We start from the raw sequence: 17383 nt of genomic DNA on the forward strand, positions 1-17383 counted from the left end.
TTCGGTTAATCGATTAAACAAATAACCGAATAACCGATTAAACAAATAAAACAATGAACTACATCTCCATACAAAACATAGATTCGCTCGACAAATGGGTGAAACAAGCCTTGAAAATCAAGAAAAAACCACTTAAAAACAAAAAACTGGGTAAAAACAAAACCTTAGGAATGTTGTTTTTTAATTCCAGTTTGAGAACGCGTTTGAGTACACAAAAAGCCGCTTTGAATTTAGGGATGAACGTCATGGTAATGAATTTTACCAGCGAAGGTTGGACACTCGAATTTGAAGATGGAGCCATCATGAATCAAGGCGCTTCGGAACATATTAAAGAAGCCGCCGCGGTAGTTTCTCAATATTGCGATATTGTTGCTATCAGAGCTTTTGCCGGATTGGTAGACAAAGAAAAAGACAATGCCGAAATAGTACTTTCCGGATTCCTAAAATACGCCACTGTGCCTGTTGTGAATATGGAAAGCGCAACAGGACACCCTTTACAATCGCTTGCCGATGCTATAACTATGGCAGAACACAAAACGGAACACAAACCAAAAGTAGTTTTGACTTGGGCGCCACATCCTAAAGCGTTACCTCAAGCAGTTGCCAATTCTTTCGTGCAAATGATGCAGTTACAAGATGCAGACTTTGTTATTACACATCCCGAAGGCTACGAATTGAATCCTGAAATCACGAAAGATTCCAAGATTGAATACGACCAAGATAAAGCTTTTGAAAATGCCGATTTTATCTATGCCAAAAACTGGAGCAATTACAAGGACTATGGTCAAATTACAAATTCCGATCCAAATTGGACTGTAACTGCCGATAAAATGAAACTGACTAACAATGCTAAATTCATGCACTGTTTGCCAGTAAGACGTAATGTAATTGTTACTGATGAAGTGATTGACAGCGAAAATTCAATTGTTATCGAACAAGCCAACAATAGAACGTATTCAGCACAATTAGTGTTGCAGAAGATTTTAGAAAATAGAAAATAAAGAAAATATTTTTAAAATATTAATAATGAGTCCAAAACCAAAAACCCAAAACCAGAGACCACTTTCAATCATAAAAATTGGTGGAAACATTATTGATAATCCAACAGAATTATCACAATTTTTATCTGATTTTTCTAAGATTGAGGGGTATAAAGTACTCGTTCATGGCGGTGGAAAATCAGCTACCAAAATGGCCGAAAGTATAGGTTTAGTACCTCAAATAATTGATGGAAGACGCATCACCGATGCCGCTATGCTTGATGTAGTTGTGATGGTTTATGCAGGGCAAATCAACAAAAATATCGTTGCCCAATTACAAGGTAACAATACCAATGCGATGGGGTTTTCCGGTGCTGATGGAAATTTAATTCAATCCGATAAAAGAAACCACCCAACCATCAATTATGGTTTTGTGGGCGATATAAAAAAAGTGAATACGCAATTATTAGAAACGTTGCTTTCAACTAATATTGTTCCTGTCTTTTGCGCTATCACGCACGATGGAAAAGGACAATTATTAAACACAAATGCAGATACTATTGCCAGTGAATTAGCGATTGCTTCATCGGAATTTTTTGATGTCACATTGAATTATTGTTTTGAAAAACCAGGCGTTTTATATGATGCCGAAGATGATTCTTCTGTAATTGAAAACATCAATCAAGAATTATATTCCAAATTAAAAGCCGAAAAAGCGATACATTCCGGTATGATTCCTAAATTAGACAACTGTTTCAATAGTTTGACCAAAGGAGTTCAAAAAATAAGAATTGGTCATCATAGAATGTTGAAAGATTCAAAGGCTATTCACACAAGTATCAAATTATAAAAGAGTTAAACACAAATTTCACAGATTTTATAAAATTTTATATTTCAACTTAAAAAAAATCTGTGAATCCGTGGCAAAAACAAGTATGAAAAACATAGAAATCCTAACACAAGAAGCCATTGCCCTATTAAAAGCACTCATTGAAACCCCTTCCTTTTCAAGTGAAGAAGACCAAACAGCCCTTTTAATCGAAAAATGGTTTAAACAAAATAATATCCCTTTCGAAAGAGAGAATAATAATATTTGGGCTTTCAATAAACATTTTGATAAGTCCAAACCAACGCTTTTACTGAATTCGCACCACGATACCGTAAAACCAAACCAAGGCTATACCAACGATCCATTTGAAGCCATCATAAAAGACGGTAAATTATTTGGACTGGGAAGCAATGATGCAGGAGGTTGTTTGGTTTCGCTTTTAGCCACTTTTGTACATTTTTATTCGAATGAAAATCTGCCTTACAATATAGTAATGGTCGCTTCAGCCGAAGAGGAAAGCAGTGGAAAAAATGGATTAAACAGCGTATTGAAACATTTACCGGAACTGGAATGTGCCATTGTTGGTGAACCAACATTAATGCAATTGGCCGTAGCCGAAAAAGGTTTATTGGTACTCGATGTTATCGTAAAAGGCACAGCCAGTCACGCCGCCCATAATAATCCGGACAATCCAATTTACAATGCGATTCCCGTTATCGAGTGGTTTAACAGTTATCAATTCGAAAAAATATCTGAGGTTTTAGGTCCTGTAAAAATGACTGTAACACAAGTCACAGCCGGAAAACAACACAACGTAGTTCCTGCAGAATGTCATTTGGTTGTCGATATCAGGGTGAATGATTGCTATAACAATCAGGAAATTTTAGATATCGTAAGAAAACATTTGACTGCTGAAGTCAATCCGCGTTCGATGCATTTAAACGCATCATCAATTCCTGTTGCACACGGATTAGTACAAGCCGGAATTGCCTTGGGAAGAACCACGTATGGCTCGCCCACCCTTTCGGATCAATCGGTTTTGAGTTGTCAATCCTTGAAATTAGGACCTGGCGAAACTCTGCGGTCACACTCTGCAGATGAATTTATATTTATAAACGAAATAGAAGAAGGAATTCAATTGTATATCAAAATACTAACTGATTTTTTCAAACAATAAAATAATTTGGAGCTAATCCCGCTATCCGCTATTTCTTTTCCCGGTCTCGTTAAAAAAAACGAGACCAGAAAAAGGATGTCGCTTCTATCGGGGCTAAAAATCTAACAGTCTAAAAATCTAATAATCCATATATGAAACTTTGGGAAAAAGGAATACCAACCGATAAGCAAATTGAACATTTTACCGTTGGAAACGACAGAGAACTGGATTTAGTTCTAGCGAAATATGATGCATTAGGTTCTATCGCACATGCAAAAATGCTAGGACAAATCGGTCTTTTAACAGACTCCGAAACCGTTTCTTTGGTTTTGGCCTTGGAAGAAATCATAAAAGACGCTGATAACGGTAATTTCGAAATCGAAGACAGCTTTGAAGACGTGCATTCCAAAATTGAATATTTACTTACAGTAAAATTGGGTGACGCCGGAAAAAAAATTCATACCGCCCGTTCTCGTAACGACCAAGTTTTAGTAGACGTTAATTTATATCTGAAAGACGTAGTTAAAGAATTGAAAGTGCAAGTAAAAAGCCTTTTTGATTTACTAATGGAATCAGCAGATAAACACCAAAATGTGTTATTACCAGGATACACGCACCTTCAAATTGCTATGCCATCTTCTTTTGGGATGTGGTTTTCCGCTTACGCTGAAACTTTGATTGATGATATTACGATGTTAAATGCAGCCTTAAAAATTGTGGACCAAAACCCATTAGGCTCAGCTGCTGGTTACGGAAGTTCTTTTCCTATCAACAGAACATTCACGACACAAGAATTGGGTTTTGAAACTTTAAAATTCAATTCGGTTGCCGCTCAAATGAGCCGTGGGAAATCAGAGAAAACAGTGGCTTTTGCTATGAGCAGTGTGGCAGCAACTTTGGCTAAATTCTCGATGGATGTTTGTTTGTATATGAGTCAGAATTTTGATTTCATCTCTTTGCCTTCGCATCTTACAACAGGTTCGAGCATCATGCCACACAAGAAAAACCCAGATGTTTTTGAATTGATTCGTGGAAAATGTAACAAAATTCAAGCGTTGCCTTATGAAATCACTTTAATCACTAATAATCTTCCAAGTGGTTACCACAGGGATTTACAATTATTGAAAGAAGGATTGTTTCCAGCGATTCAAAACCTGAAAGCGTGTTTAGACATTGCTATTTTTGCGATTAAAGACATTAAAGTAAAAGACAATATACTTTCGGATCCAAAATACAATTATTTGTTTACCGTTGATACTCTAAATGAAATGGTAGTTGCAGGAGTGCCTTTTAGAGATGCTTATAAAGCGGTTGCAGAACAATTAGAAAATGGAACTTTTCAATCGCCAAAAGAAACAAAACATACGCACGAAGGAAGTATTAACAACCTTTGTCTAGAGGAAATAAAAGACAAAATGATGAAGGCTTACTAATCATCTAACCCGTTTGTCCAAAAAATAAAACCGCAAATTCGCGAATTTAATGAAGTAACTAATTAGCGAATTTGCGGTAAATTATTTAAAAATACACCATTTATTAGACTTTTGTCCCCAATTCCTCCGCATCAATATCACTGTGCGAAACATTATAAATAGCTTTTCCTTCTTTGATTAAAATCAATTGTGGTGATTGATGATACACTCCAAAACGAGTTGCAATTTCATTAGAAATATCGCGATGCGCTATTAAATCTAAAAAATAAGGCGTAACTTTATCTGAGCTATTAAACTCATTTTCAAACTGTTTCAGCGCCATCCTACTTACACTGCATCGGGTACTGTGTTTAAAAATCGCTACCGGTTTGTCATTCGACGCAGCGATAATTTCATTTAGTTGCCCTAAATCGGTTAGTTCATTCCAGTTAATTTTGTTCTCGTTTGAATCTTTTTCTTCTGAACTGTTGAACATATTTTTAAAAAAACTCATAATTGTCTTGTTTTAAGACATTTTGACTTTCAAACATGATAAAAATCATGAAATTTCTGTCAATTTGTCTGTATTATTGTATTGGAATATAAATTGAATATTGAATTACAAAGTTAGTCAAATAACCACAAAACAATATAACATCATGAACATAAATAAATTTACCATTAAATCCCAGGAAGCCATTCAGCTTTCGCAACAATTGGCGCAAAGCCAAGGACAGCAACAAATAGAAAATGAACATATTTTCAAGGCCATTTTTGAAGTCGATGAAAATGTGGCTCCTTTTATTTTAAAAAAGCTTAATGTAAATGTGCCTTTATTTCTTCAAATATTAGACAGCACGATTCAGAGTTTCCCGAAAGTTTCCGGTGGCGAAATAATGCTATCCAGAACCGCTAACACCACGCTAAATGAGGCGGAAATTATTGCTAAAAAAATGAACGACGAATTCGTTTCGATAGAGCATTTAATTTTAGCCATTTTTGATTCAAAAACTAAGGCTGCCCAAATATTAAAAGATCAGGGCGTAACCGGAAAAGGTCTGAAAGCCGCCATAGAAGAATTGCGAAAAGGAGAACGGGTAACTTCTGCCTCTGCCGAGGAAACCTATAATTCTTTAAATAAATACGCAAAAAATCTTAACGAACTGGCTCGATCTGGAAAACTGGATCCAGTTATTGGTCGTGACGAGGAAATTAGACGCGTATTGCAAATTCTAACGCGCAGAACTAAAAACAACCCTATGCTAGTGGGAGAACCTGGAGTAGGAAAAACTGCTATTGCCGAAGGATTAGCGCACCGAATTGTAGATGGAGATGTTCCTGACAATTTGAAAGATAAAATTGTTTATTCCCTTGATATGGGAGCATTGATTGCTGGTGCCAAATACAAAGGAGAATTTGAGGAACGCTTGAAATCCGTGGTAAAAGAAGTGACTTCTGCTGAAGGTGATATTGTTTTATTTATTGACGAAATTCACACGCTTGTGGGAGCCGGAGGTGGTGAAGGCGCTATGGATGCGGCAAATATCTTAAAACCTGCGTTGGCTCGTGGAGAACTTCGCGCTATTGGAGCAACCACATTGGATGAATATCAAAAATATTTTGAAAAAGACAAAGCGCTTGAAAGACGTTTCCAAAAAATAATGATCGAAGAACCGGATACTGAAAGCGCCATTTCGATTTTACGTGGAATCAAGGAAAAATACGAAACACACCATAAAGTTCAGATAAAAGATGATGCGATTATTGCAGCTGTAGAATTATCACAGCGCTATATTACTAATCGTTTTCTTCCGGATAAAGCCATCGATTTAATGGATGAAGCAGCTTCAAAAATACGTATGGAAATCAATTCAAAACCGGAAGAACTAGATGTTTTGGATCGTAAAGTAATGCAACTGGAAATTGAAATCGAAGCCATTAAAAGAGAAAAAGACGAAAGCAAACTCAAAGTTTTAGGAATGGATTTAGCCAACCTAAAAGAAGATCGCAATGAAATCTACGCCAAATGGAAATCAGAGAAAGATGTTGTCGACAATATTCAAGCCGTAAAAACGGAGATTGAAGACTTTAAATACGAAGCAGAACGTGCCGAACGTGATGGTGATTATGGGAAAGTAGCCGAAATTCGTTATGGTAAAATCAAAGAAGCCCAAGAACGATTGGATGTGTTTCAAAAACAATTGGCCGAAGATCAAACTGGAGGAACTTCGTTGATAAAAGAAGAAGTTACTCGTGAAGATATAGCTGAAGTCGTGGCAAAATGGACCGGAATTCCGGTGATGAAAATGCTTCAGGGCGAACGAGAAAAACTATTGAAACTGGAAGACGAATTGCATCAAAGAGTCGTAGGACAGGAAGAAGCGATTGAGGCAGTGAGTGACGCCGTACGCAGAAGCCGTGCCGGTTTACAAGATATGAAGAAACCAGTTGGAACTTTCCTATTCCTTGGAACTACGGGAGTTGGAAAAACCGAATTGGCAAAAGCATTAGCCGAATATTTATTTGATGATGAAAATGCGATGACACGAATTGACATGAGTGAATACCAAGAACGCCACAGTGTAAGCCGTTTGGTTGGTGCGCCTCCGGGATATGTAGGTTATGATGAAGGCGGACAATTGACCGAAGCCGTTCGTAGAAAACCGTATTCTGTAATTTTATTGGATGAGATTGAAAAAGCACATCCTGATACGTTTAATATCTTGCTGCAAGTTTTGGATGAAGGCCGTCTGACAGATAACAAAGGACGTTTAGCTGATTTTAAAAACACGATTATCATCATGACTTCTAATATGGGAAGTCAGATTATACAGGAGAAATTTGATAATTTAAAAGGAAGTGTGGAAGCCGCTACCGAAGTTGCAAAAATAGAAGTGCTGGCATTATTGAAACAAACGGTACGTCCGGAATTCATCAATCGCATTGACGAAATTGTGATGTTCACGCCATTGACCACTGAAAACATTGCCCAAATTGTAGGCTTACAACTAAAAAGCGTGACTAAAATGCTAGCACTGCAAGGCATCACGATGGACGCAACTCCTGAAGCTATTGCCTATTTATCTGAGAAAGGATATGATCCGCAATTTGGCGCCAGACCGGTGAAAAGAGTAATTCAAAGAGATGTTCTCAATGAATTATCTAAGGAAATTTTATCTGGTAAAATATCAACAGACAGCATTGTTTTGATAGATGCTTTTGATGGAAAACTGGTTTTTAGAAATCAAACCGAATTAGTTCATTAATCAAAAATAACCTGTAAAATCGCTAAAAAGCAAATTGAAAACACCAGTCAAAAGATTGGTGTTTTTTTTTGGAGGATTACAATACTTTTACACAAGACCATATCTGCCGCTGTTTACGCATATTTTATAATTCACTAAGAAGTCAAACGGAAAAAAGGCTATCGTCCAAAAAGGTATTTAAGTATAAAATAGTCCTAAAAGACATGAAAATAAGACCATTTTATTAATCTCATCCTAAAATTTTACATAATCCTGAACTAGAAAAAACAATATGGCTACCTTTGAAAATTATATAAAGTAACAGTCGATAAGTATCTCTTTCGATGAATAAAAAAATGAAAAATGAAATTTAAAGGAGTGATTTTTGACCTAGACGGAACGCTTGTAAATTCGCTGGAAGACATTGCAGACTCAATGAATTCTGTACTTAAAAACCTAAACTACCCAACTCACAGCTACGAAGATTATCAATATTTTATTGGAAGCGGACTCCGAAACCTCGTTAGCAAAGCCATGCCTGCAACTCAAAAAGAAGACAAACAAATTGATAATTGCTATAATTTAATGGTTGATGTGTATCGGAATAATTGTACCCGTAAAACAAAAGCCTATGATGGGATTTTCGAATTATTAGACGAATTAAAATCACATGATCTAAAATTGAGTGTGTTTTCAAATAAATCAGATACACTTACCAAGGAAATAACGGCTTTTCTTTTTCCTAACTATTTTGATCCAATAATTGGTATGACGACAGAAGCACTAAAAAAACCTAATCCGCTCAAAGCCATTCAAATAAGTAATGATTTAGGATTAAAAGCCGAAGAAATTATTTTCGTGGGAGATTCAGGTATTGATATGCAAACAGCTACTAATGCTAATATGTTTGCCGTAGGAGTGTCTTGGGGCTATAGGTCAGCCAAAGAATTGATGGCAGATGGAGCAAAACAGGTATTAAACCAACCTGCTGATTTACTTGATATTTTAAAATTCGTACCACAAACAAAGTAAAAATACGTTCCAACTTTAATTTTCAATTTCACATATTGGAAAATGCAGAATTGGAAAATTACAAGAATTGGCTATAAAACAGAGTTCATTCGCTTTTTTGTGCAAGCTGAGTGCCTCGGCTATTTTTTCTTTGTTAGTTATACCAACTTTCGGATGCAATTTAATATCTATAAAACGGCCGCTACCGTCAGCCAAAACTTCAAGAGTTGCCTCTGCTTCGTCAGTGTACGAAACCACATCAATTCCTTTTTGGCTGCAAACATATAAGTACGACATCATGTGACAGGAAACTACGCTACTTAATAATAAGTCTTCAGGGTTGTATAAGGCTGCATCGCCTTTGAAAGCTTTAGCCGCCGAAACATTTAAAATTGCCTTACCGTTAATCGTTATAGTATGATTTTTAGTATACAGCACCACTTTATTTTTAGAAAAAAGCCAATCTAATTTGGCTTTAAAAACGTGCTTGACTCCCATAATTATTTTTATTTCAAAAGTACTTAAAACAGTATCGATACCTTAGAAATATTTTAAGTAAATTGTAATTAAAATATTCCAAATTTATAAATAGAGTAAATAAAAAAAGTTTTAGCTTCGCACCATTAAACAATCATAACGCGCAGATTAAATTTAGGTTAAGCAATTACAAAATCAGCGCCGTTTCTAAAATAATCAAAATGGCATCAGGTTTTTTCGCATTATTAGATGATATCGCAGCAATTATGGATGATGTTGCGGTAATGAGTAAAGTGGCAGCCAAAAAAACAGCTGGTATTTTAGGTGATGATTTAGCCGTAAATGCTGAAAAAGCTTCTGGATTTATCTCCTCTCGAGAACTTCCTGTATTATGGGCAATTACTAAAGGATCCTTCCTAAATAAAATTATCATTTTACCCGTTGCCTTTTTATTAAGTGCTTTTTTGCCACTGGCCGTAATTATAATCTTAGTTTTTGGTGGACTTTATTTAGCTTATGAAGGTGCCGAAAAAATATACGAATACTTCTTTCCGCATGCACACGTAAAATCTGATGTTTCACTCGAAACCTTAACAGAAGACCAAATTTTAGCCTTTGAAAAAGAAAAAATAAAATCAGCCATTGTAACTGATTTTATCTTGTCAGTTGAAATTATCATTATTGCATTAGGTACCGTTGTCGGGAAACCTATTTCATCACAAATAATTGTGGTTACTATTATTGCTATAATAGCAACGGTAGGTGTTTACGGTATTGTGGCTCTAATTGTTCGTATGGATGAAGCAGGTTTAAAACTTATTCAAATAAGTGCTAAAGATAAAAGTTTTACAAAAACCTTAGGAACCATTTTGGTTCAAGCCTTGCCAAAGGTTATCAAGAGTTTATCCGTTATTGGAACCATTGCTTTGCTTTTAGTGGCAGGTGGCATATTTGTTCACGAAATTGCTTTTTTACATGGTTTTCTCCCTAATTTGCCGCCCATAGTTACTGAATTTATAGTCGGCTTAGTGATAGGTGGCCTTGTGTTGGGAATTGTTACCCTTATCAAAAAGATATTTGTTAAAAAGTAGTGTCCTGAAATTAGCATGCTTTAGCAGCACTAAAAATAGTTGAAAAAAATCAGTCAAAAACTACTTTATTTCATCTTGGACTTATCTAGGAAAAAGATTCTTTAAGTGCGAAAATGCTGATAGAAAAAATATTTTCTATATTTTGATTCGCTATTTCTCCTGAGTTTTACTAAAAGCACAACCAATTTATTTTAATGTTTCATATCCAAACAATCTAATTTCTAAATTTCCAAACAAAAAACTATCTTCGCTAATTCAAATAAAAATCTATTTTAATTCGCATTTTGTTATCTCCAGTGAAGTCGAGAGAAGCAAATACGTTCAATCCGTGTCTATAAAAATCTAAATGCAAAATCTCCTACTTACTCCAATAGAATACCTTAAAGGCGTTGGTCCTAATCGGGGTGAATTGCTGCGCAAGGAATTAGGAATATATAAATATGTAGATTTGGTTAATTTTTTTCCAAACAGATACATTGACAGAACTCGATATTATAAGATTAACGAACTACAAAATAATATCGCTGAAGTTCAAATTATTGGTAAAATTATCAGTGTCAAAACTGTTGAATTTGGTCGGAACCAAAAAAGATTGGTAGCGACTTTTGTGGATGATACCGGCCAAATGGAGCTCGTTTGGTTTCAGGGACACAAATGGATCCGGGAGAGTTTAAAGCTGAATGAAATTTGTGTAATTTTTGGAAAATGTACGTCTTTTGGAAGCACTTTCAACATGGCACATCCGGAAATTGAACTGATGAGTGAGCATGAAAAAAGCCTTCGCTCAGCTATGCAACCTGTGTATCCTTCGACAGAAACTTTGATGAATCGCGGAATTTCAAACCGGGTGATCAATAAACTGATGCAGCAATTGTTTCTGGAAACGCAAGCGTTATTCTCAGAAACTTTGCCGGATTATTTAATAAACGAATTGAAACTGATTCCTAAAAAAGCGGCATTATTCAATATTCATTTTCCAAAAAGCACAGAAGTTTTGGCAAAAGCCAAATTCCGATTAATATTTGAAGAATTATTCTTTATTCAATTGCAATTAATCACAAAAAATCTGATTAGAAAACATAAAATTAAAGGCTATCCCTTTACCATCGTAGGTGATAATTTTAATGATTTTTATCAGCACCATTTGCCTTTTCAACTCACAAATGCGCAAAAAAGAGTTATCAAGGAGATCCGAACTGATATGGGCAGCAACGCCCAAATGAACCGTTTGCTGCAAGGCGACGTAGGTTCTGGAAAAACAATTGTGGCTTTTATGAGCATGCTTTTAGCACTTGATAATGGTTTTCAAGCCTGCTTGATGGCACCTACGGAAATTCTGGCAAACCAGCATTTTATTGGTTTATCTGAACTAGCAGTCACTTTAAATATCAACATCCGACTTCTAACGGGCTCCACTAAAATCGCGCAAAGAAGGATAATTCATGAAGAACTGGAAAACGGGACGTTACAAATTCTTATTGGAACACATGCTTTACTGGAAGATAAAGTAAAATTCAAAAAATTAGGGCTGGCTGTAATTGATGAACAACATCGTTTTGGTGTAGAACAACGTTCGAAATTATGGAAAAAATCAACTCCTGACCCTTTATCAGACGGAGAAATAATTCCGCCACATGTTTTGGTAATGACCGCAACGCCTATTCCAAGAACTTTGGCGATGAGTTTATATGGCGATTTAGATATTTCAGTAATAGATGAATTGCCTCCGGGAAGAAAACCAATTCAAACCGTACACCGCTTTGATAGCAATAGATTGAAGGTATGGAAATTCATACGAGACGAAATCGCTTTAGGTCGGCAAATCTATATTGTATACCCATTGATTCAGGAATCGGAAAAAATGGATTTCAAAGATTTAACAGATGGTTACGAAAGTATTTCTAGAGATTTTCCGCTGCCGCAATATTCGATTTCAATCCTGCACGGAAAAATGAAACCAGCGGATAAAGATGCGGAAATGAAACGCTTTTCGGAGGGAAAAACTAATATTATGGTGGCTACAACCGTGATTGAAGTTGGTGTAAATGTACCTAACGCCAGTGTGATGATTATCGAAAGTGCAGAACGTTTTGGCTTATCACAGCTGCATCAACTTCGTGGTCGCGTGGGTCGTGGGGCATCTCAAAGTTATTGCATCCTGATGACGAGCCATAAGTTAAGCTCTGACAGTAAAACCCGAATGGAAACGATGGTAAAAACCAATGATGGTTTCGAAATTGCTGAAGTCGATTTGAAGCTTCGTGGTCCCGGAGATTTAATGGGAACCCAACAAAGTGGTGTGCTCAATCTTCAAATTGCTGATCTGGTTCGAGATAGAGACACTTTGGCATTAGCCAGAAATTATGCTTTAAAATTACTCAAGGAAGATTCAGGCATGCAAAAACCAGAACATGCTGCTTTGAGAGCTGTTTTTATCGAAATGACCAAGAAGAAAAATATTTGGAATTATATTAGTTAACGCAAGTTTTTATTTTGACCTTCATGTTCAACTTTTGTTTTTACGCAAAACTAAAACGGAGATAACCTGATATTATTTTTTGCTACTTTAAATTTTATTGTTCAATACTGTTGGATTTAATTTCGTTAAATACCGTTTTTTCTATTATTCAATTAAACCATTTCTTTTTTTTGTAGTCCTACAAACCGTAGGCTTTCTGAAAACTGAATTTTTTAATGCTATACTTCTAAAATATTTAAAATTTAGAAATATATTTTTTTTATGGATATAACATTTGTATGTACAAACGTTAAATATAAATCAACACGACAGTTAATTCATTTCTAAAACCTAAATTTGTCTTTAACTAAAAATACTGAGACTTAATCTTACTTTATAACTATGAAAATAAAATACCTAGTTTTTGCCTTGTTAACAATTGGAATCATTGGATTTATTGGTTATCGAATAAATGAAAATAAAAATAAAAGTGGCGATTCAAAGGATCAATCAGGAATTAGTAAATCGATGAATGTCAACGGGGTTGTTGTTACACTGCAAACTTTTGACAATAATTTGTCCCTTTCAGGTTCTATTGAAGCCAATGAGCAAGTTGAAATCCGGAGTGAAGTTTCTGGAATTGTAGAAGGTATTTATTTTCAAGAAGGAAGCAACGTCAGTAAAGGTCAAGTACTTTTTAAGGTCAATGATTTAGAGTTAAGAGCACAACTGAGACAAACGTCAACAAGAGAAGGATTAGCTTCAGAAAACGAAAGAAGGGCTAAATTATTATTGCAGAAAGAAGCCATCAGTCAGGAGGAATATGATTTAGCACGCGCAGATTTAAAATCGGCACAAGCCCAAAGTCAATTAATTAAAGTACAAATTGCTAAAACATCCGTGAGAGCTCCTTTCTCCGGAAAAATTGGTTTGCGATCTATTTCTCCAGGAACTTATATTACTCCAACCGTTTTAGTGGCAAAATTAGTTAACATTGGCAAACTAAAAATCACGTTTTCGATACCTGAAAAATACGCAAATGAAATTAAAACCAATACAACTATACATTTTAAAGTTGCTGGCTCTGACGAAAAATATACCGCTAAAGTATACGCAATTGAACCGGAAGTTGCTGTAGCCACAAGAACATTACAGGTCCGTGCTATTGCTGATAATAAAAACGGAGAGTTATTGCCAGGTACGTTTGCAGATGTAGAATTGCCGTTGCGTGTTATTAAAGATGCCATTGTTGTTCCTTCAGAAGCTATTATTCCAATTCAAAACGGAAAAAAAGTTTTTATTTCTAGTAATGGTAAGGCCAAAGAAGTAAAAATAGACGCAGCTACGCGAACAGATGCTTCTATTTTAGTTCTTTCTGGTTTAAAAGCTGGTGATACTCTTATTACGAGTGGCGTAATGTCATTAAAAAATGAAACTCCAGTAAATGTTAAAATTAAATAATTTTAAAAGTTTTAAGAAAAGAATTTGAAGTTTAAGCAATTACTCTACATTCATTCTTCATAACTTATAATTCAAAAAAAATGAGTTTATCAACCACAAGTATTAAAAGACCCGTACTAACTATTGTTCTCAACTTAGCCATCGTGTTGTTTGGAATAATAGGATATACTTTTCTGGGTGTTCGTGAATTCCCTTCGATTGATCCTGCACAGGTTTCTATTCGTACTAATTATGCCGGAGCAAATGCTGACATTATTGAATCCCAAATTACTGAACCTATAGAAAAGGCTATCAATTCTATTGAAGGGATTCGGAATATTACTTCTACCAGCACTCAAGGTAGTAGTAGCATTACTATTGAATTTAATTTGGATAAAGACCTTGAAGCTGCGGCTAACGATGTTCGAGATAAAGTATCTCAAGCAGTACGAAATTTACCAGAAGATATAGATTCGCCTCCAGTTGTTTCTAAAGCAGATGCTGATAGTCGTGCCATTATTTCGATGACAGTTCAAAGCGACTCCAGAAACCCTCTAGAATTAAGTGATTATGCAGAAAATGTTATTGCACAAAGACTAGAAACAATACCGGGAGTCAGTGGAGTTCAAATTTGGGGACAACAACGGTATGCAATGCGTTTGTGGATTGATCCAGCTAAATTAGCTTCTTATGGATGTTCCGTTGCTGAAGTTAGAACTGCATTAAATCAGCAAAACGTAGAATTACCTTCTGGAAAAATAACTGGAGATAATACCGAATTAACTGTAAAAACAGTTGGAAATCTATCTACAGCAGAAGAATTTAATAACATTATCATTCGTTCCGAAGATGGCAAAACTGTTCTTTTTAGAGATATTGGTACAGCTGTTTTAGGACCTGAAAATCTGGAAACAAAGATGACTCAATCTGGATTGCCATTAGTGGGTGTAGCCATTGTTCCACTGCCTGGTGCTAACTATCTGGATATTTCAAAAGAATTCTACAAAGAATATGATAAATTAAAAAGAGATTTACCCAAGGACATCAAATTAAACATCGTTATCGACAGTACTATTTTTGTAAAAAAATCAGTTATTGAAGTAGCAGAAACCTTATTGATTTCCATAATATTAGTAATCCTGATTATTTATTTGTTCTTTAGAGATTGGGCCATTGCCATAAGACCGTTGATTGATATTCCGGTTTCGTTGATTGCGACTTTCTTTATCATGTATCTTTTTGGTTTCTCTATAAATGTATTGACGCTGCTCGCAATTGTTCTTGCTACCGGATTGGTTGTCGATGATGGAATTGTTGTAACCGAAAATATTTTTAAAAAGGTCGAAGAAGGAATGTCTCCAATTGAAGCGGCCATAAAAGGTTCTAATGAAATATTTTTTGCTGTAATCTCAATTTCGATTACTTTGGCTGCGGTATTCTTACCCGTAATTTTTCTGGAAGGATTCGTCGGGCGGCTATTCCGGGAATTTGGCGTCGTCATAGGTGCGGCAGTTTTAATTTCAGCTTTTGTTTCATTGACACTGACTCCAATGCTAAACGCTTATTTGATGAAAGGCGGAGAACAAAAAAAATCAAAATTTTACATATATTCAGAGCCTTTCTACCAAAGATTAAATAGTGGTTATGCGAGCGCGCTGAGCACTTTCATGAAAAGAAAATGGATTAGTTTTCCGATTCTAATTGCTTGTTTTGGATTAATTTATATCTTTTTTAACCTGTTACAAAAAGAAACTGCACCTTATGATGATCGAAGTGCTGTAGTGATGAGAATGACCACTCCAGAGGGATCTACTTACGAATATACGGATCGATTTATGCAGGAATTATCACAATTAGTAGATGATTCTATTCCAGAAAAAAAAGTTGCTTTAGTAATTACATCTCCCGGCTGGGGTTCTGCTTCTGTCAATAGTGGAATGATTCGAATGGCGCTAACTGAAACGGGAGAGCGAGAAAAATCTCAAAAAGAAATAGCCGAGAAATTAAATAGATTATCAAAAAAATATCCTGAAATTAAAACTTCAGTAATTGAAGAGCCTACCATTGCAGTAAACAGACGTGGAGGTCTGCCTATTGAGTACATAATTCAGGCTCCAAATTTTGAACAACTACAGAAAAAAATTCCGCTATTCATGGACGAAGCTGGAAAAAACCCAACATTTTCAGTAACCGACGTAAATTTAAAATTTAACAAACCAGAAATCAATGTTACTATTGATCGTGAAAAAGCTAAAAGTTTAGGTATTTCAGTAATGGATATTGCGCAAACCCTGCAACTTTCTTTAAGCGGACAGCGTTTTGGCTATTTTATGCGTAATGGAAAACAATATCAGGTTATTGGACAATTTGAACAAGATGATCGTTCTAAACCTTTAGATCTAACAGCAATGTATGTTAAAAACAACAGTGGGAATTTAATTCAAATGGATAACGTTGTAACCATTGAAGAACAAAGCAATCCCCCGCAATTGTACCACAATAACAGATATATGTCGGCCACCGTAACTGCAGGTTTAGCGCCAGGAAAAAGTATTAGTGACGGAATTGATGCGATGAATGAGATCAAAGCAAAAGTACTTGATGATACTTTTACAACTGATTTAGGAGGCGAATCCAGAGATTTTGTAGAGAGTAGTTCTAATACCTCTTTTGCTTTTGGATTGGCCTTATTATTGATATTTTTGATATTAGCAGCACAATTTGAAAGTTTTATAGATCCATTAATTATTATTTTAACAGTGCCAATGGCCGTTGCAGGTGCTTTATTTTCGCTTTGGTTGTTTGATCAGACTTGGAATATTTTTAGCCAAATTGGAACAGTAATGTTAATTGGATTAGTGACCAAAAATGGAATTTTGATTGTTGAGTTTGCCAATAAACTTAGAGAGGAAGGAAAACCAAAACTCGAAGCTATTTTAGAAGCTTCTGAATCTAGACTTCGTCCTATTTTAATGACGAGTTTAGCCATATCGCTGGGTGCTTTACCAATTGCTTTATCTTTAGGAGAAGCCTCTACAAGTAGAATTGGGATGGGTGTTGTCATTGTTGGTGGAACAATTTTCTCTTTAATCTTAACTTTATTTGTAATTCCAGCTATGTATTTAATGTGGTCAAGAGCACGAAAACATTATCCTGAATTTGATCATATTGAAGAATATGAAAATGAAGTTAAATAGACGAATTAATTTCATTTAAGCCAATTCATGTAAAAAGCTCCTAAAATAGAAGTTTAAAAAATTTTTAATTCGTGGCAAAAAAATAAT

General features: G+C 35.5%; 12 protein-coding genes. 10 read left to right on the forward strand and 2 right to left on the reverse strand.

Annotated elements, in window-relative coordinates; translation table 11 throughout:
- Positions 1–53 precede the first annotated feature (53 nt).
- From ACEN2F_RS00605 to argH, 4 genes are all read left to right on the forward strand, one after another.
- Positions 54–1001: an N-acetylornithine carbamoyltransferase gene (locus ACEN2F_RS00605; protein WP_441734704.1), complete on the forward strand. Its 948-nt coding sequence runs from the start codon at positions 54–56 to the stop codon at positions 999–1001.
- A gap of 25 nt (positions 1002–1026) precedes the next feature.
- The gene (argB, locus tag ACEN2F_RS00610) at positions 1027–1830 is read left to right on the forward strand and encodes an acetylglutamate kinase (protein ID WP_441734707.1); all 804 of its coding nucleotides are present in this window, start codon (positions 1027–1029) and stop codon (positions 1828–1830) included.
- A gap of 85 nt (positions 1831–1915) precedes the next feature.
- Positions 1916–2986, forward strand: a complete 1071-nt coding sequence (locus ACEN2F_RS00615) for a M20 family metallo-hydrolase (protein ID WP_441734710.1) — start codon at positions 1916–1918, stop codon at positions 2984–2986.
- A gap of 131 nt (positions 2987–3117) precedes the next feature.
- Positions 3118–4398 (forward strand): argininosuccinate lyase, encoded by a 1281-nt coding sequence (gene argH / locus ACEN2F_RS00620; protein WP_441734713.1) that lies wholly within the window; start codon positions 3118–3120, stop codon positions 4396–4398.
- A 103-nt stretch (positions 4399–4501) separates the two neighbouring features.
- On the opposite strand, the gene ytxJ is transcribed toward argH, so the two are convergent.
- Positions 4502–4891: a bacillithiol system redox-active protein YtxJ gene (gene ytxJ, locus ACEN2F_RS00625; RefSeq protein WP_441734716.1), complete on the reverse strand. Its 390-nt coding sequence runs from the start codon at positions 4889–4891 to the stop codon at positions 4502–4504.
- A gap of 145 nt (positions 4892–5036) precedes the next feature.
- Between ytxJ and clpB the strand changes: the two genes are divergently transcribed.
- Both clpB and ACEN2F_RS00635 read left to right on the forward strand, forming a co-directional pair.
- A complete protein-coding gene (clpB, locus tag ACEN2F_RS00630; RefSeq protein WP_441734719.1) occupies positions 5037–7643 on the forward strand; it encodes an ATP-dependent chaperone ClpB in 2607 nt (868 codons plus the stop codon).
- A gap of 342 nt (positions 7644–7985) precedes the next feature.
- Positions 7986–8654 carry an HAD family hydrolase gene (locus ACEN2F_RS00635; RefSeq protein ID WP_441734722.1) on the forward strand — a complete coding sequence of 223 codons (669 nt, stop codon included), beginning with the start codon at positions 7986–7988 and terminating at the stop codon, positions 8652–8654.
- A 15-nt stretch (positions 8655–8669) separates the two neighbouring features.
- Here the strand turns inward: ACEN2F_RS00635 and ACEN2F_RS00640 are convergent, their stop codons facing one another.
- Positions 8670–9131, reverse strand: a complete 462-nt coding sequence (locus tag ACEN2F_RS00640) for an OsmC family protein (protein ID WP_441734724.1) — start codon at positions 9129–9131, stop codon at positions 8670–8672.
- A gap of 200 nt (positions 9132–9331) precedes the next feature.
- Here ACEN2F_RS00640 and ACEN2F_RS00645 point away from each other — a divergent pair, with 200 nt between their 5' ends.
- The 4 genes from ACEN2F_RS00645 to ACEN2F_RS00660 all read left to right on the forward strand — a co-directional run bounded on the left by ACEN2F_RS00645 (position 9332) and on the right by ACEN2F_RS00660 (position 17296).
- A complete protein-coding gene (locus ACEN2F_RS00645) occupies positions 9332–10201 on the forward strand; it encodes a DUF808 domain-containing protein (RefSeq protein WP_441734727.1) in 870 nt (289 codons plus the stop codon).
- A gap of 346 nt (positions 10202–10547) precedes the next feature.
- A complete protein-coding gene (recG, locus tag ACEN2F_RS00650) occupies positions 10548–12680 on the forward strand; it encodes an ATP-dependent DNA helicase RecG (protein ID WP_441734730.1) in 2133 nt (710 codons plus the stop codon).
- Positions 12681–13061: 381 nt separating this feature from the next.
- Positions 13062–14120, forward strand: coding sequence for an efflux RND transporter periplasmic adaptor subunit (locus ACEN2F_RS00655; protein WP_441734731.1), 1059 nt, complete (start codon positions 13062–13064; stop codon positions 14118–14120).
- 80 nt (positions 14121–14200) lie between these two features.
- Positions 14201–17296, forward strand: a complete 3096-nt coding sequence (locus ACEN2F_RS00660; protein ID WP_441734733.1) for an efflux RND transporter permease subunit — start codon at positions 14201–14203, stop codon at positions 17294–17296.
- Positions 17297–17383 lie beyond the last annotated feature (87 nt).

It is taken from the genome of Flavobacterium sp. W20_MBD1_R3, assembly GCF_052119725.1.
Taxonomy (GTDB): Bacteria; Bacteroidota; Bacteroidia; order Flavobacteriales; family Flavobacteriaceae; genus Flavobacterium.

What these genes read in the sequence shown, in the direction of transcription:
- ACEN2F_RS00605 (WP_441734704.1), top strand. Translation starts at nt 54, where the DNA reads ATGAACTACATCTCCATACAAAACATAGATTCGCTCGACAAATGGGTG.
- argB (WP_441734707.1), top strand. Translation starts at nt 1,027, where the DNA reads ATGAGTCCAAAACCAAAAACCCAAAACCAGAGACCACTTTCAATCATA.
- ACEN2F_RS00615 (WP_441734710.1), top strand. Translation starts at nt 1,916, where the DNA reads ATGAAAAACATAGAAATCCTAACACAAGAAGCCATTGCCCTATTAAAA.
- argH (WP_441734713.1), top strand. Translation starts at nt 3,118, where the DNA reads ATGAAACTTTGGGAAAAAGGAATACCAACCGATAAGCAAATTGAACAT.
- ytxJ (WP_441734716.1), bottom strand. Translation starts at nt 4,891, where the DNA reads ATGAGTTTTTTTAAAAATATGTTCAACAGTTCAGAAGAAAAAGATTCA.
- clpB (WP_441734719.1), top strand. Translation starts at nt 5,037, where the DNA reads ATGAACATAAATAAATTTACCATTAAATCCCAGGAAGCCATTCAGCTT.
- ACEN2F_RS00635 (WP_441734722.1), top strand. Translation starts at nt 7,986, where the DNA reads ATGAAATTTAAAGGAGTGATTTTTGACCTAGACGGAACGCTTGTAAAT.
- ACEN2F_RS00640 (WP_441734724.1), bottom strand. Translation starts at nt 9,131, where the DNA reads ATGGGAGTCAAGCACGTTTTTAAAGCCAAATTAGATTGGCTTTTTTCT.
- ACEN2F_RS00645 (WP_441734727.1), top strand. Translation starts at nt 9,332, where the DNA reads ATGGCATCAGGTTTTTTCGCATTATTAGATGATATCGCAGCAATTATG.
- recG (WP_441734730.1), top strand. Translation starts at nt 10,548, where the DNA reads ATGCAAAATCTCCTACTTACTCCAATAGAATACCTTAAAGGCGTTGGT.
- ACEN2F_RS00655 (WP_441734731.1), top strand. Translation starts at nt 13,062, where the DNA reads ATGAAAATAAAATACCTAGTTTTTGCCTTGTTAACAATTGGAATCATT.
- ACEN2F_RS00660 (WP_441734733.1), top strand. Translation starts at nt 14,201, where the DNA reads ATGAGTTTATCAACCACAAGTATTAAAAGACCCGTACTAACTATTGTT.